8 protein-coding genes and 1 pseudogene are annotated in these 15,363 nt (G+C 36.0%); 4 read left to right on the top strand and 5 right to left on the bottom strand.

The genetic code is table 11. From position 1 onward, the window contains the following. Positions 1-4: 4 nt before the first annotated feature. The gene (locus G6R40_RS10585) at positions 5-2,050 is read left to right on the top strand and encodes a M16 family metallopeptidase (RefSeq protein WP_165135086.1); all 2,046 of its coding nucleotides are present in this window, start codon (positions 5-7) and stop codon (positions 2,048-2,050) included. Positions 2,051-2,207: 157 nt separating this feature from the next. Here G6R40_RS10585 and fumC (G6R40_RS10580) read toward each other — a convergent pair whose 3' ends face one another. The 4 genes and pseudogenes from fumC (G6R40_RS10580) to fumC (G6R40_RS10570) form a co-directional block, all read right to left on the bottom strand. Then, on the bottom strand, positions 2,208-3,602 hold the full coding sequence (gene fumC, locus G6R40_RS10580) for a class II fumarate hydratase (RefSeq protein ID WP_165135083.1): 1,395 nt from the start codon (positions 3,600-3,602) through the stop codon (positions 2,208-2,210). 103 nt (positions 3,603-3,705) lie between these two features. Further along, positions 3,706-4,578 carry a hypothetical protein gene (locus G6R40_RS15315; RefSeq protein WP_317164502.1) on the bottom strand — a complete coding sequence of 291 codons (873 nt, stop codon included), beginning with the start codon at positions 4,576-4,578 and terminating at the stop codon, positions 3,706-3,708. 54 nt (positions 4,579-4,632) lie between these two features. Beyond that, entirely contained in the window at positions 4,633-5,781 is a 1,149-nt protein-coding gene (locus G6R40_RS15310) for a hypothetical protein (protein WP_317164501.1), read from the bottom strand. A gap of 277 nt (positions 5,782-6,058) precedes the next feature. Next, positions 6,059-6,391 (bottom strand): annotated as a pseudogene (fumC, locus tag G6R40_RS10570) (class II fumarate hydratase); the annotation flags it as partial. Positions 6,392-6,614: 223 nt separating this feature from the next. Here fumC (G6R40_RS10570) and G6R40_RS10565 point away from each other — a divergent pair. Together G6R40_RS10565 and G6R40_RS10560 are read left to right on the top strand one after the other, a co-directional pair. Further along, the gene (locus tag G6R40_RS10565; protein WP_165135080.1) at positions 6,615-9,263 is read left to right on the top strand and encodes a BspA family leucine-rich repeat surface protein; all 2,649 of its coding nucleotides are present in this window, start codon (positions 6,615-6,617) and stop codon (positions 9,261-9,263) included. Positions 9,264-9,433: 170 nt separating this feature from the next. Then, positions 9,434-11,038, top strand: a complete 1,605-nt coding sequence (locus tag G6R40_RS10560) for a fumarate hydratase (RefSeq protein WP_165135077.1) — start codon at positions 9,434-9,436, stop codon at positions 11,036-11,038. A 71-nt stretch (positions 11,039-11,109) separates the two neighbouring features. On the opposite strand, the gene G6R40_RS10555 is transcribed toward G6R40_RS10560, so the two are convergent. Beyond that, a complete protein-coding gene (locus tag G6R40_RS10555) occupies positions 11,110-13,308 on the bottom strand; it encodes a glutamine synthetase III (RefSeq protein ID WP_165135074.1) in 2,199 nt (732 codons plus the stop codon). 314 nt (positions 13,309-13,622) lie between these two features. Here G6R40_RS10555 and G6R40_RS10550 point away from each other — a divergent pair, with 314 nt between their 5' ends. After that, on the top strand, positions 13,623-15,290 hold the full coding sequence (locus tag G6R40_RS10550; RefSeq protein ID WP_165135071.1) for a DUF6909 family protein: 1,668 nt from the start codon (positions 13,623-13,625) through the stop codon (positions 15,288-15,290). The last annotated feature ends 73 nt before the right edge of the window (positions 15,291-15,363 follow it).

Raw genomic sequence — 15,363 nt, 5'->3', positions numbered from 1 at the left:
TCAAATGAAAAAGCAACTAACTTACATAGCCGCAAGTTTTCTGATTTCAGGAATGACGATGGCACAAAAACTAGACCTTAACGCAATGCCAAAGCCTGGTCCAACACCAAGCATCAACATTGCAACACCAAAAACTTTTAAACTAAACAATGGTTTAACAGTTATGGTGGTAGAAAACCACAAGCTGCCTCGCGTTAACGTGAGCTTGTCGATGGATCGCCCGCCGGTTTACGAAGCTAACATTGCTGGTGTTAACAGCATCATGGCTGACCAATTGGGAAAAGGCACAATGTCCATGTCTAAAGATGATTTTAATAAAAGAGTCGATTTTTTAGGATCAAAAATTAATTTTAGTTCAAACGGTGCTTTCGCAAACACTTTAACAAAATATTTCCCAGAAGTTTTAGGCTTGTTGGCAGATGCGGCAATCAACCCAAAATTCACGGCCGAAGAAGTTCAGAAATCTAAAGAAAGAAGCATCGAAGCTTTAAAACTTGATGAGAAAAATGCAAAATCTATCGCATCAAAAGTTTCTAATGCTATTATCTACGGAAAAAATACAGCAAGAGGAGAATTCGAAACCGAAGCTACTAACAATGCCATCCAACTGAAAGACGTTCAAGAAGCTTATTCCAAATATTTCGCTCCAAACAACGCCTATCTAGTTGTTGTTGGTGATGTTAAATACAAGGATGTAAAAAAGCTTATCGAAAACAAATTTGGTGCTTGGAAAAAGTCAGATTTCGTTTATCCGCCGACTCCAGCAGTTAAAAATGTTGCTAAAACGGAAATTGTCATGATCGATGTTCCATCGGCGGTTCAGTCGGTTATCAATATTAATAACATCAGCACATTACAAAAGAAAGACCCTGAGTTTTTCGCTGCAGAAATTGCAGATTACATCCTTGGAGGCGGTGGAGAAGCGCGTTTGTTCATGAATCTTCGTGAGAAAAATGGATTCACTTACGGTGCTTATTCAGATTTATCAACAGGAAAATACAGCCCCGAATTTAATGCTGAAGCAAGTGTAAGAAACGAAGTAACAGACAAAGCAGTTATGGAGTTTATGAACGAATTGAAAGGCATAACTACCATAAAACCAGAAGAACTTGCCAATGCAAAAGCCAAACTAAAAGGCGATTTCATCCGTTCTATGGAAAAACCAGAAACCATCGCTGGATTTGCAGTTAATTCTCAGGTTTACAACTTACCAAAAGATTTTTACACCAATTATCTTAAGTCTATTGACCAAGTGACAATTGCTAATGTTCAAGACGCTGCAAAAGCCTATATCCTACCCAATCAAAGTAGAATTTTTGTTGCTGGTAAAGCTTCGGAAGTGGCTGACAGCTTAGAAAAATTAGGCTATCCTGTTAGCTATTATGACAAAGATGCGAACAAAACTTCAAAACCAGTCGCACAAAAAATTGATGTGACCGTTGCTCAGATTGCAGACAAATACATCACAGCTATCGGAGGAAAAACCGCTTTGGACAAAGTAAAATCTATAAGCCTGAATGCCGATGCAACTGTGCAAAACATGCCAATTAACATGACGATGAGCAGAGCTCTAGGCGGCAAAAGTTTGATGGATATCAAAGTTATGGGCAACAGCATGCAGAAAATCGTTTTCGATGGTACAAATGGTAAAATGATGGCGCAAGGTCAATCGATGGATCTTCCTGAGGAAACGAAAGCTCAAATGTTGGCAGACAAATTATTGTTCCCAGAATTAGGATTTGCAAACAACAAAGATCTTAAAATTACAGGCGTTGAAAAAATCAACAACGAAGATTCTTACGGCATCAAAGATGCTTCGACAACTTATTATTATAGCCTTAGCACAGGTTTGAAAACTGGCGAAACCAAAACTCAAAAAATGGGTGGTCAGGAGATGACAGTTCCTGTGACATTTAGTGATTATAAAGTTGTGGATGGTGTTAAATATCCTTTCAAAATGTCACAATCAATGATGGGACAAAGCATCGATTTCATCATCAAAGATTACCAAATTAACAAAGCTAAAGATGCAGATTTTAAAATAAACTAATTTTTTAGTTTATAAATTTAAATAGCTTTAGGTTTGTCCTAAAGCTATTTTTTTATTTTGATGCTATTTCACTCATCCGCTTTTGTGCATTGATCGCTTTCATATTTTAAGAATATATTTAAAAATCACCTTGATTCTTGATTCTTGACTCTTGATTCTACTTCAAACTTCCCACCATATCTTCAGGTTTTACCCATTCATCAAATTGTTCTGCCGTTAACAATCCAAGATTAATAGCTTCTTCCTTTAAAGTTGTTCCGTTTTTGTGAGCTGTTTTCGCAATTTTTGCAGCGTTTTCGTAGCCGATATGCGTATTTAATGCCGTAACCAACATTAAAGATTTATCCACTAATTCTTTAATTCTTGGTAAATTCGGTTCAATTCCCACTGCACAATGATCGTTGAACGAAATACAAGCATCTGCAATCAACTGCGCCGATTGTAAAAAATTGTACGCCATCACAGGTTTGAAAACATTGAGTTCATAATTTCCTTGCGTTCCTGCAAACGAAATCGTGGTGTCGTTTCCTAAAACTTGAGCACAAACCATAGTAAGAGCTTCGTTTTGGGTGGGATTTACTTTTCCGGGCATGATGGATGAGCCAGGTTCATTTTCTGGAATATGAATTTCGCCAATTCCTGAACGAGGCCCAGAAGCCAACATTCTGATATCTTGTGCAATTTTGAAAAGTGAAACCGCCAATTGTTTCAAAGCGCCATGGGATTCTACGATTGCATCGTGAGCGGCCAAAGCTTCAAATTTATTTTCTGCCGTGATGAAAGGATGTCCCGTAAATTTTGCAATATATTCTGCGACTTTTACATCGTAAGCTTTTGGGGTGTTGAGGCCTGTTCCAACTGCTGTTCCGCCCAAAGCTAATTCTGAAAGATGTGGAAGTGTGTTTTTCAAAGCGCGTAAACCAAATTCCAATTGAGCCACATAACCCGAAAATTCTTGTCCGAGCGTTAATGGCGTTGCATCCATTAAATGCGTTCTACCAATCTTCACAATGTCCTTAAAAGCATCGGATTTTTCATTCAACGTAATTTTTAGTTTTTCAACAGCTGGAATGGTTTGTTCTACTACTTTTTTGTATGCTGCAATGTGCATTGCCGTTGGATAAGTATCGTTGGAAGATTGAGATTTGTTGACGTCATCATTTGGATGAATTTCAGATGTTTCGCCCAACTTCCCGCCATTGAGAACATGAGCTCGGTTAGAGATAACTTCATTCACATTCATGTTGGATTGTGTTCCAGAACCCGTTTGCCAAATCACCAACGGAAATTGATCGTTGAGTTTTCCGTCCAAAATTTCTTCACAAACTCTTGCAATCATGTCTCTTTTTTCTGTTGGAAGTACGCCTAAATCTGCATTAGCAAAAGCCGCCGCTTTTTTTAAATACGCAAAAGCTTCGATGATTTCGTGAGGCATGGATGCTTCGGGACCAATTTTAAAATTGTTACGTGATCTTTCGGTTTGGGCACCCCAATATTTATCGGCAGGGACTTTTACTTCGCCCATCGTGTCGTGTTCTATTCTGTATTCCATTTTTAAAAATTTAAAAGATTCTTATCAAATTTAAGATTTAATCTTTTAACCTAGATGTGATTAAAATAAAAACTGACTTATCGAAAGTCAGTTTTATATATTTTTAGAACGTTGCAGCAGGCGCCGTGGAGTTGTTGAGTTTCCTTTGTATTTGTGCTTTTTTACCTGTGGAGAAATCGTAACTAATTCCCGCAACCAACATGTTTTTATTATTATGAATTTGTGTTGTCCGATTAAAATTCACCAAATCTTGTTGCACACTTCTGGCTTTGTATTCCGCTGGATGTCCCACCCAATACATTCCTGCAGAAAATGTCCATTCTTTAAGTTTGTATTTTGCGAAAATATGATTTTGGTTTTCGTTTGTATTCTCAAATACTCCAGTTAAAATAAACACCGGGAAATTGAATTGATAGAAAATACTAAAAGCTTTGTATTCCGATGACAACACAAAATTATTGGAGATATATTGGCTGTTCATGCTGGTTCCATTTTCTCTTTTGGTGTGAATAGAAACAGGTAACAAATACGTTTTCAATGCTAATAAACTGTTTCCAAAAGGTTTTACAGAACCTGAAATTTGCAATCCTAATTGTGTTGAATATTTTGAGTTTTCATAACTAATAGCATAAGCGTTTGCATCATTAATAAAGAACTGATTAATCACTCCTGGCATATAGTTAAAGAATGCAACGGTGTTGAAATCAAAATATTTATTATTAAAAGAATATTGCAAATTATTATGGAACAATTTATATGTTTTCAGATGTGGGTTGCCATATTGTACAATATTTGGAACTACTTGCACTACATTGCTGCTCATGGCTTCGCTAGATGCGCTGTGCATTGTAAAACTGGATTGTAATCTTATGCTCTGATTTTTTGCAAGGTCATAGCCCAATAGCATTTTAGGAGCAGGAGACCAACTAGAATTAGTAGTTTCTGCACTTTTATTATTAATGAAAGTAAAACCCATTCCGAAACGATATGAGAATTTGTTTTTCTTCCCAGAATATTCAGAATAAAGATATTAATCCAAATAATTTACTTTATAATGAAAATCTCCTGCAAGGTTCTTCAGATCATTGGTAATAGCATTATTGGTAATTCTGTAACCCGAACTTAATTTTCCTTTTTCAAACTGATGTGTATGAGCAATTTCTCCTACAAAACCATTTTGTTTGGCTCTCAAAATCATATCATTATTGAAAATATCTTCATCTGTGGCTTGATTCCATTCTCTGTCATATTGTGTAGAATTGGTGTCATAATGTGAGCCAACAAGATTCAGACTAACTTCATCTTTTTTACCAAAGTTTTTAGAATAATAAATATCCAAAGTAGGACTTACATAATCAGAAGTACGATTATGGATAGTTCCGTCCAATGTTTGAAGATTCCCTTGGTTGAAAATACTTGTCCCATTTCCGTTACTGAATGAATTATTAATTTCTAAATTCAATTTGGCTTGGAAAGCATATTTTCCCATTTCAGAATTACTGTATCTTGCCGTAATATCATGCGTGGTATAGCCAAAATGATCTTTTTGTGTTTCATCCGAAATGTAATGAACATTGTTAAAATCGTACTCATATCGTTTATTCACAATTCGGTTATCATAATTTCTTAGATTAAGATTGTACTCCACCCCGAAGTTATTTTTTCCCCTTGTAATATCTGCATAAGCAGCACTGTTCACAAAACCTGTGGTAAAAGCTGAGGTTACATCTGCTCCGAAACTATATCCATTTTCGGGATTTTTGGTGATGATGTTGACAACCGTATCAGCTCTTGATGTCCATCTAGCAGACGGAATGTCGTAATATTCAACTTTTGCAAGGTTGTTTGGAGCAATACTTTTTATTTGATTGTCTGAAGCTTCAATACCATTAATGAGAAACAAAACTTTCCCGCCTTTAACGCTTGCAACCGTGTTGGAAACAGGATCCAACTGCAATTCGGGCAAAGTGGTTAACAGATCTTTTGCATATCTTGCTTTTTCCAGCGCGTCGGGATCAAAAGTGTATACCGATTTGTCCACAAATTGTTTTTTGCGTTGAGATTTTATTAAAACCTCTTGTATTTGTTTGGTGTTTACAATAGTGTCTTTAACTTGGGTTTCTTGTGCGAAAGTAAATGTGCTTCCCAAGATGTATATCGTGATTATAATTTTCTTCATATACAATTGACAATTTATTTCCGTGTTTTGTTACATTATTCAACAAAACAAAATTGCAAAACCAGTTTTTTAAGTACACTTTTGGGTAACAGCATGATTTACAAAAAAATTAATATTATACACGAGTAAGATTGTAAATATTTAAAGTATTCTAATACTTTAAATTTAGTTTGTTAAAAATATATCTGAATTAATTCTAATTATAGATATCAAGTAATGAAATCAATAAAAAAAGTCCAAAAATTTTTCGGATTTTATATATTGTTTATTATATTGATTAAACCATATTTTCTGGTCGAACCCATTTATCAAAATCCTCGGCAGAAACCAAGCCTAAATTAATAGCTTCTTCTTTTAAAGTTGTTCCGTTTTTATGGGCTGTTTTTGCAATTTTTGCAGCGTTTTCGTAACCGATATGTGTGTTCAATGCCGTAACCAATATCAAAGATTTATCCACTAGTTCTTTAATTCGAGGTAAATTCGGTTCAATTCCCACCGCGCAATGATCGTTGAAAGAAATACAAGCATCTGCAATCAATTGCGCCGATTGCACCGATTGTAAGAAATTATAAGCCATCACAAGTTTGAACACGTTGAGTTCGTAATTTCCCTATGTGTTCGTGTTCTATTATGTATTCCATCTTGTTTTTTTAATTAGATATACAAATTTGATTATAGTTTAGCATTTTTAGGTGGATAGATCGTTTTTTTAGTAGTAAAGTGTTTATGATTTGTGATGAATTAATTTTATATAATTTATAAAACAATTGTATTATTTTTTAATAGAATATAATTATTACTTTAGCATATTGAAAAATAAAACTAAAAACTATATGAAAGTATTCGGAAAGTGGTCGATATTGTTGATGATTTTAATTGGATTTTTGTGCTTTGGACAAGATAAACCAATGGTAATGAGAGTTAAATTTACAGAAACATCTTTTCCATGGGGCTTTACAGGTTCTTCTAATTTTCAATATACCACACAAAAAGTGGGGACTCCCACCGTGAGTCCCATACAAACAGGAACAGATGGGTTTGCAGTAGATGAAGTAGGGGAATATCTTGTTTCTATCTTGCCACCATCTGGTAACGTATCGGTAAATACATCGGTTCTTTCTCTTAATAATCCTGCGAGAGAAAATATTTTGGAGTTAAAAAATTGGGGAGATATCAAATGGGCTTCGGTAGAAAATCTATTTTACAATGCAATACAGCTTGGTGTTTCAGCTACAGATATTCCTAATTTAACAAATGTTAGTTCGCTGGCGAGGATGTTCTATAATTGCAATGCATTAACGGAAGTTCCTGGTATAAATAATTGGGATACTAGCCATGTCACAAATATTTCTTATATGTTTCAAAATGCTATTCGATTTAATCAAGATTTGTCGTTTAATACAAGTAATGTAACAAATATGTTCGGCGTTTTTTTTAGAGCGTCTGCCTTTAATAAATCTGTAAGTTTTGATACGAGTAATGTGACTTTGATGGACGCCATGTTCTTTGAGGCAACGAAGTTTAATCAAGCATTAGATTTTAACACCAGCAAAGTGACGTCTATGACTTACATGTTTAGCGGTGCTACTGCTTTTAATAGACCATTGGCATTTGATACAAGTAATGTGGTTTCCATGGAGGGCATGTTTGGTGGAGCTACAAAATTCAATCAGAATTTAGGAGGTTTTACCCTCAAACCGGGTGTGTTTATGGCAGCTTTTGCTGTTAATTCTGGGATTAGCTGCTTTAATCTTAGTAATACTTTAAAAAAATGGGCAGAAAATCCTTTAACACCTAGTGATATAGAGGTTGATTTTGGTAGCATAAATTACCGCAGTGAAGCTCAAGTTTATTATAATCAACTCCTTGCAAAAAATTGGGAAATAGTTTCAGGTGGTGTAGATGCTATGTGTGGTAAAAAACCTTTGGTACTTAAAATTGATTTTAAGGAAACTAGTTTTCCGTGGGCTTTTGTAGGTGCAAATGATTTTCAGTATACGACACAAAAAGTGGGAGAATCGACGGTAAGTGCAGTAAAAACAGGAACTAACAGTTTTATTGTAAATACTATCGGAGAATATATTGTGTCTATTACTCCTCCTTCTAGTAGTGTTGAATTGAATACTCAGGTTCTTAGGATTAATGATCCAATACGTCGAAATATTTTGGAGCTTAAAAATTGGGGGGATGTTAATTGGTATTCGATGGAAGCTTTGTTTCAAAATGCGAGCAGGTTAATCTTGTCTGCGACGGATAAACCCAATTTAATGGATGTATATTCTTTAAGTAGACTTTTTGCAAATTGTGAATCCTTAATTACGGTTCCCAATATTAACAGTTGGGAAACAGGTGAGATAACAGATATGTCTTCTATGTTTGAAAACGCTAAAACCTTTAATCAAACACTATCGTTTGATACGGGGTCGGTAACCTCAATGTATATGATGTTTAGTGGAGCACAATCCCTTAATCAGCCTTTGCGTTTTGATACGAGTAAAGTGATATCCATGGCTCGTATGTTTAGTGGAGCTTCTACTTTTAATCAACCTTTAATCTTTGACACTAGCAAGGTGGTAGATATGTCCTACATGTTTAGTGGCGCTTCTATTTTTAATTTGCCTTTAGCATTTGATACTAGTGCAGCAACCGATATGTCTTATATGTTTCATAATGCAACAGCATTTAATCAACCTTTATGGTTTAATACAAGTTATGTGGAAAATATGACAAGTATGTTTACGGGAGCAGTATCGTTTAACCAATTATTAGCATTTAATACCAGTAAAGTTGTAAATATGAATTGGATGTTTCGAGAAGCAATAGCATTTAATCAGCCTCTAGCTTTTAATACGAGCAATGTGAAAAGTATGGTGGGTATGTTTTTTAATGCAAGTGCATACAATCAACCCATTACCTTTGACACAAGTACGGTAACCAATATGGAATTGATGTTTATGAATGCCTCCGTATTTAATCAAAACTTAGGAAATCTTAAACTTAACTCTGTTGTTAATACCTCTCCTCCTGCGTTATTTGTTTTTGCAGAATATTCGGGGATTGATTGTGTGAACTATGGAAAAACATTAAAAGGTTGGGCGGAAAATAATTTAACACCAAACAATATTATAATGAATTTTGGATCCATTGCTTATGGAACCGATGCAGTACAATATCGCAATCAATTGATAGAAAAAGGGTGGTCGCTAAAGGATGGAGGACTAAATTCTTCTTGCGATTCTTTTTTAGGTACAGATGTGGAAATGCCTTCAAATGATGTGTTTATTTACCCTAACCCTGCAACTAATGAGGTTAACTTTGTGGCAGAACAAGCAAGTAAAGTTCAGGTTTACTCCGCCAATGGTCAACTCATAAAGGAAATTTATTCTACCAAAGGAGGGAATAAACTTAATGTTTCCAGTTTGCCGAATGGGGTTTATATTCTTAAAATAGGTCATCAAACGTCAAGATTTATTAAGAAATAAAATGTAAAGAATAATAAAATAGAGAAGCGAAGACTATGGTTTTCGCTTCTCTTATTTAAAATCATTTTAAATAAGCTTTTCGGGAGATACATCAGTTTTTTTAATTTTCCACAAAACTTACTTATGCTTAAATTTACAAGAATATTATTTTGGACCTAAATAAGCATAATATGGAATTTTCATATCAGGAACCATTTCCTATTCTAAAAGACGATACACAATACAAAAAATTAAGTTCAGATTACGTAAAAGTTGAAAAATTAGGTGACAGAGAAATCCTTTCTGTTGATTCTAAAGCTTTGGAACTTCTATCTGAAAACGCCATGAAAGATGTTTCTTTTTTGTTGCGTTCGGCACATTTGCAAAAACTTAAAAATATTATCGACGATCCTGAAGCTACGGATAACGACCGTTTTGTGGCTTACAATCTTCTGCAAAACGCTGCTGTTGCGGTTCAGGGAGCTTTGCCATCTTGTCAGGATACGGGAACAGCGATTTGTGTAGCTAAAAAAGGAGAAAATGTGTACACGGGAGCTAATGATGCAGAATGGATTTCGAAAGGAATTTATAATACGTATCAAGAACAAAATTTAAGATATTCTCAAATTGTTCCGTTAACGATGTTTGAGGAGAAAAATTCGGGTTCTAACTTACCTGCTCAAATTGATATTTATGCGGAGGAAGGCGATGCTTACAAATTTTTATTCCTAGCAAAAGGCGGTGGTTCTGCGAACAAAACTTTCTTGTATCAAAAAACAAAATCTTTGTTGAATGATGCTTCTTTGGAGGCTTTCATCAAAGAAAAAATCATGGATTTGGGAACGGCAGCTTGTCCTCCTTACCATTTGGCTTTGGTGATTGGCGGAACTTCTGCGGAAGCAAATTTAGCAGCGGTGAAAAAAGCAAGTGCAGGTTATTATGACAATCTTCCAACCGAAGGAAATATGGGCGGCCAAGCCTTCCGTGATTTGGAATGGGAAAAAAGAGTTCAGGAAATTTGTCAAAAATCTTCTATCGGAGCTCAGTTTGGTGGAAAATATTTAACGCATGATGTTCGAGTGATTCGTTTACCGCGTCATGCAGCTTCTTGTCCAGTTGGAATGGGCGTTTCTTGCTCTGCGGACAGAAATATTAAAGGAAAAATTACGAAAGACGGAATTTTCTTGGAGCAATTGGAAACCAATCCTGAGAAATTCTTACCTGCAACACCTCCACATTTGGAAGAAGCGGTTACCATCGACTTAAATCGTCCAATGCCAGAAATTCTTGCAGAACTTTCAAAATATCCAATCAAAACCCGTTTAAAATTGAACGGAACGCTGATTGTTGCTAGAGATATCGCTCACGCAAAAATCAAAGAATTATTGGATGCGGGACAGCCCATGCCAGAATATTTTAAAAATCACCCCATTTATTATGCGGGACCAGCTAAAACACCAGAAGGAATGCCTTCAGGAAGTTTCGGACCAACTACGGCGGGAAGAATGGATGTTTACGTAGATGAATTCCAAGCGAATGGCGGAAGTATGGTAATGCTTGCCAAAGGAAACAGAAGTAAAGATGTAACCAACGCTTGCGGAAAGTATGGTGGATTCTATTTAGGCTCTATCGGTGGTCCAGCGGCGATTTTAGCAAAAGAAAACATTCAATCTGTGGAAGTGGTAGATTTCCCTGAATTAGGAATGGAAGCGGTTCGTAAAATTGAAGTGGTAGATTTCCCTGCATTCATCATCACAGACGATAAAGGCAACGATTTCTTCGCAAATTTGGCGTAGTAATATTTACAAAATTAAATATTCAACATCATAAAAAAAGGACTCACAATTGTAAGTCCTTTTTTTTGTTTTTATCTAGTAAACAAAAGCTCTCTGTATTTTGTCATCGGCCAAAGTTCATCATCAACCATCATTTCTAAATTGTCTGAAGCTTCACGAATCACATCAAACAAGGGCTTCACTTTGTTGCAATAAGCTTCCGCTTGTTTGTGACTATCTTTAGCATTTTTCGCAGCTTCTTTTTCCTTAAGAAGTTCATCAACACCAAGTTTCATTTTTGATACATTTTCAGAAATCTGAGTAATCAAACTGATTTGCTCTTTTCCTAAAATTTTGAATTCTTTATCACCGAAAATTTCCTTTAGACCTTTAACGTTTTCAATCAATCTATTTTGATAATTAAGCGCTGCAGGAATAATATGGTTTCTGGCAATATCTGCCAAAACGCGCGCTTCGATATCGATTACTGTTGAGTATTTTTCAAACTTAATTTCGTTTCTAGCTTCAAATTCTCTGTGAGAATAAATTCCTAATTCTTCATAAAGATCAGAAAATTTAGAATTTAATTCTTGTTTTAAAGCTTCTGGCGTGGTTTTTAGATTGTTAAGTTTTCTTTTTTTGGCTTCTTTAGCCCAATCATCCGAATAGCCATCACCTTCAAACAAGATATTTTTTGATTGTTTGATGTATTCTCTCAAAATATTGAAAATCGCTTCATCTTTTTTCAGTCCAGTTTCGATGAGTGCATCAACTTCTTTTTTAAACACTCGCAGTTGTTTTGCTGCGATAACGTTCATCACCGTCATTACCTCAGCACAGTTTGCCGAAGACCCAACGGCGCGAATCTCAAATTTATTCCCGGTAAATGCAAAAGGCGACGTTCTATTTCTGTCGGTATTATCCAAAAGGATTTCCGGAATTTTTCCAACAACATTCAGTTTTAATTCTGTTTTTTCTTCAGGCGACAATTTGCCATCCGTCACTTTTTCTAATTCTTCCAAAACGGAGAACAACTGACTTCCTATAAAAGCTGAAATAATTGCTGGTGGCGCTTCGTTCGCACCTAAGCGGTGATCATTACTCGCCGAAGCGATACTTGCTCTCATTAAATCCGCATAATCGTGAACCGCCTTAATGGTGTTCACAAAGAATGTCAAAAACTGAAGGTTCTTTTTAGGATTTTTCCCTGGGCTTAAAAGGTTCTCACCAGTATCTGTTGCCAAACTCCAGTTGTTGTGTTTTCCACTTCCATTAACGCCTGCAAAAGGTTTTTCATGGAACAAAATATGGAAATGATGCTTATGAGCAATTCTCGCCATAACATCCATCAACAAAGAGTTGTGATCCACAGCAACATTACATTCTTCAAACATGGGCGCCAACTCGAACTGATTCGGCGCAACTTCGTTGTGACGCGTCGTTACGGGAATCCCAAGCTTCATACATTCGATTTCCAATTCTTTCATAAAGTTCATCACTCTAGTGGGAATTGAACCAAAATAGTGATCGTCCAACTGTTGTCCTTTTGCGGGTGAGTGGCCCAACAAGGTTTTTCCTGTCAATACCAAATCTGGGCGCGACATATACAAGGCAGAATCTACTAAGAAATATTCTTGCTCCCAACCTAAAGTGGGTGTCACTTTGGTTACATTTTTATCAAAGTAAGCTTTACAAACATCGGTTGCTGCTTCGTCAACAGCATTCAATGCTCTTAATAATGGTGTTTTATAATCTAAAGTTTCGCCCGTGTAAGAAATAAAAATCGAAGGAATACAAAGTGTCGTTCCCATGATAAATGCTGGCGAAGTTGGATCCCAGGCGGTATAACCTCTGGCTTCGAAGGTGTTACGGATGCCGCCATTCGGGAAAGAAGAAGCATCTGGTTCTTGCTGTATCAGCATTCCTCCATTAAAACGTTCTATCGCTCTATCGCCCTCAATAGGTGTAAAAAAAGAATCGTGTTTCTCAGCAGTTGTACCCGTCAAAGGCTGAAACCAGTGCGTGTAGTGTGTCACCCCTTTTGACATGGCCCAATCTTTCATTGCTACAGCAACTTGATCTGCAATATGTCTTTGGATTTGAGTTCCTTTTTTTATAGCATCCATAATAGAGCTGAACGCTTCTTTCGTTAAATACTCTCTCATGGTGTATTCTGAAAACACGTTGTTGCAGAATAATTCTGAAAGTTTTACGGGAACGTCCACGAAATTGTCTTTTCTGTAATTTCTGAAAGGAAGTTCTGCTAAGGCTTTAAATCTTAATGTTGACATATAACATATATTTTAATAGGGCAAATTTATAAAAAAATCAAAAACAAAATCAAAACACCCCTGTTTTTTTATATTAAATTTTAAAATTTATATATTTAAAACTAAAACACCCCTAAAAACAACACACAACTACCATTTCTAATTTCAAAAATATAATTCGCAAATATTAAGCAATTATGAATTTTTTGAAAACATAGTCAAATATCATGTTTGATATCTGCGGAATGCCTTTGTTTAATGCTATCTTTACACAAGATTAGCTTTATCTAATAAAATTTGCTAACTTTGCGAACTTTTCTAAAAACAAAAACATTATGGTAAATTCTAGAGCAAGAGAGACCACAGAAGCGATTGAAAGATTATACGTTTCTATGAGACACTTATTTTATAGAGGATTTTTTAAACCTTCTGGCGTTTCTGGTGAGTCATTAAGAAAACTTTTGACAATTATCCAACCGGAGATCTACGGAAGCATGGGCAATCCACATAAGATAGAACTTAGCGGTCTTCTTTATGTTTTAGACCGTTTGCCTGAAGGCATTGAAGAATGCGCTTTTATCCATCTAACGTCTGATGAAGGTTTTGAAAAAGGCAGTTTCGAACCTATCGTTCCTAAAAAACGTCGTAGAAATTGCTATAGAATCGATGAACACCAAATGAACATTGAGGTTCTTCTGGGACGTTCGGAGATTTATGATATCCTAACGCACTTAACTTTCCTATATCTGGAAGCGGACAAAATCAGAAACATCGGTTTTGACATGCAAGATGGCGGAAGACCTAGACGCGTTTGGAAAATTATCGAAGAAGTTGCTATCGGCGAGAAAAAATACAGCCGCAAAGAGAAAGAAGTAGCATTAATCCATTTGTCCTCATTGCTAGGAAGAACTTTTGATGAGACCTTGGACGCTTACAACGATTTTGGAGATGATGCTAATCCTGACAGATTGTTCAAAATAATTTATTGGCTGGGGCAAACAAGTCTCGAAGATTGGAAGGAAGTACGCAACCGCGAGATCTATTTCTCTTCTATTCTACAAGAACGTGTTGGTCACCACCTTTTCGGTGAAAGATGGGCGAACAAAATAAAGTCTGTCCTATACGAAAACAACCTACACATGCGTCCGTTACACATCATCAGCGCGAACATGCACAGCGTGAAAAACATGTTATACGCGAACGATGCTTTGGGCAAAAAAGCGAAGAAGGAAATAGACTATAAGCTTTTTGAAGAAATCAGCAATAAAAAAGCTTTACAAGATAAAATCTTACATACTTCTCAAGAACAAGGTCTTATTTACATTAAAGACCAAAGTGGAAGTAATATTGATGTACAAATCATTGATGTTTCTAAAACAAACCTTAAAAACACGGCTTTTGCTGACTCAACTCCTTCTGGTGACGAAGTGATTTTAGTATTCGACTACGCTTTCGGTGAGCAAGCTTACGAAGTGATGGACGAACTCTTGCGACCTTATGATGTTAATGGTGAAATCTACACCATGAAAGTGAAATCCATTTCTATCATGGGAAAAGCTGGGATTTTGGAAGGTCAAAAAGGCGACATTATGATTCCAACGTCTCACATTTTTGAAGGCACGGCGGACAACTATCCATTCGTTAACGCTTTGGATTTAGAAGACTTTGAAGATGATGAATTACAAGCTTTCGAAGGACCCATGATTACCGTTTTGGGAACATCGCTTCAAAACAAAGACATCCTGTCGTATTTTATGAATACTTCATGGAAAGCAATTGGACTAGAAATGGAAGGCGCACATTACCAAAAAGCCATACAAGTAGCGAGTAAAATCCGTCACCATATCAGCGAAGATCTCTTTGTATGCTATGCTTATTACGCTTCGGATAATCCACTAGAGACAGGTAGCACACTATCATCTGGAGGTCTTGGACTAACTGGTGTTAAGCCAACTTATTTAATTACCTTAAGAATCCTTGAAAAGATTTTTGGTAAATCATAAATTAAAAATCAAATTAAATTTTTCAATAGAAAATCCCGAAACTTACATGGTTTTCGGGATTTTTGTTTTAATA

This window comes from Chryseobacterium sp. POL2 (assembly GCF_011058315.1).
In the GTDB taxonomy this organism is placed as follows: domain Bacteria; phylum Bacteroidota; class Bacteroidia; order Flavobacteriales; family Weeksellaceae; genus Soonwooa.
Note: the sequence above shows the minus strand (reverse complement) of the source record. Positions and strands in the feature narration are given on the sequence as shown.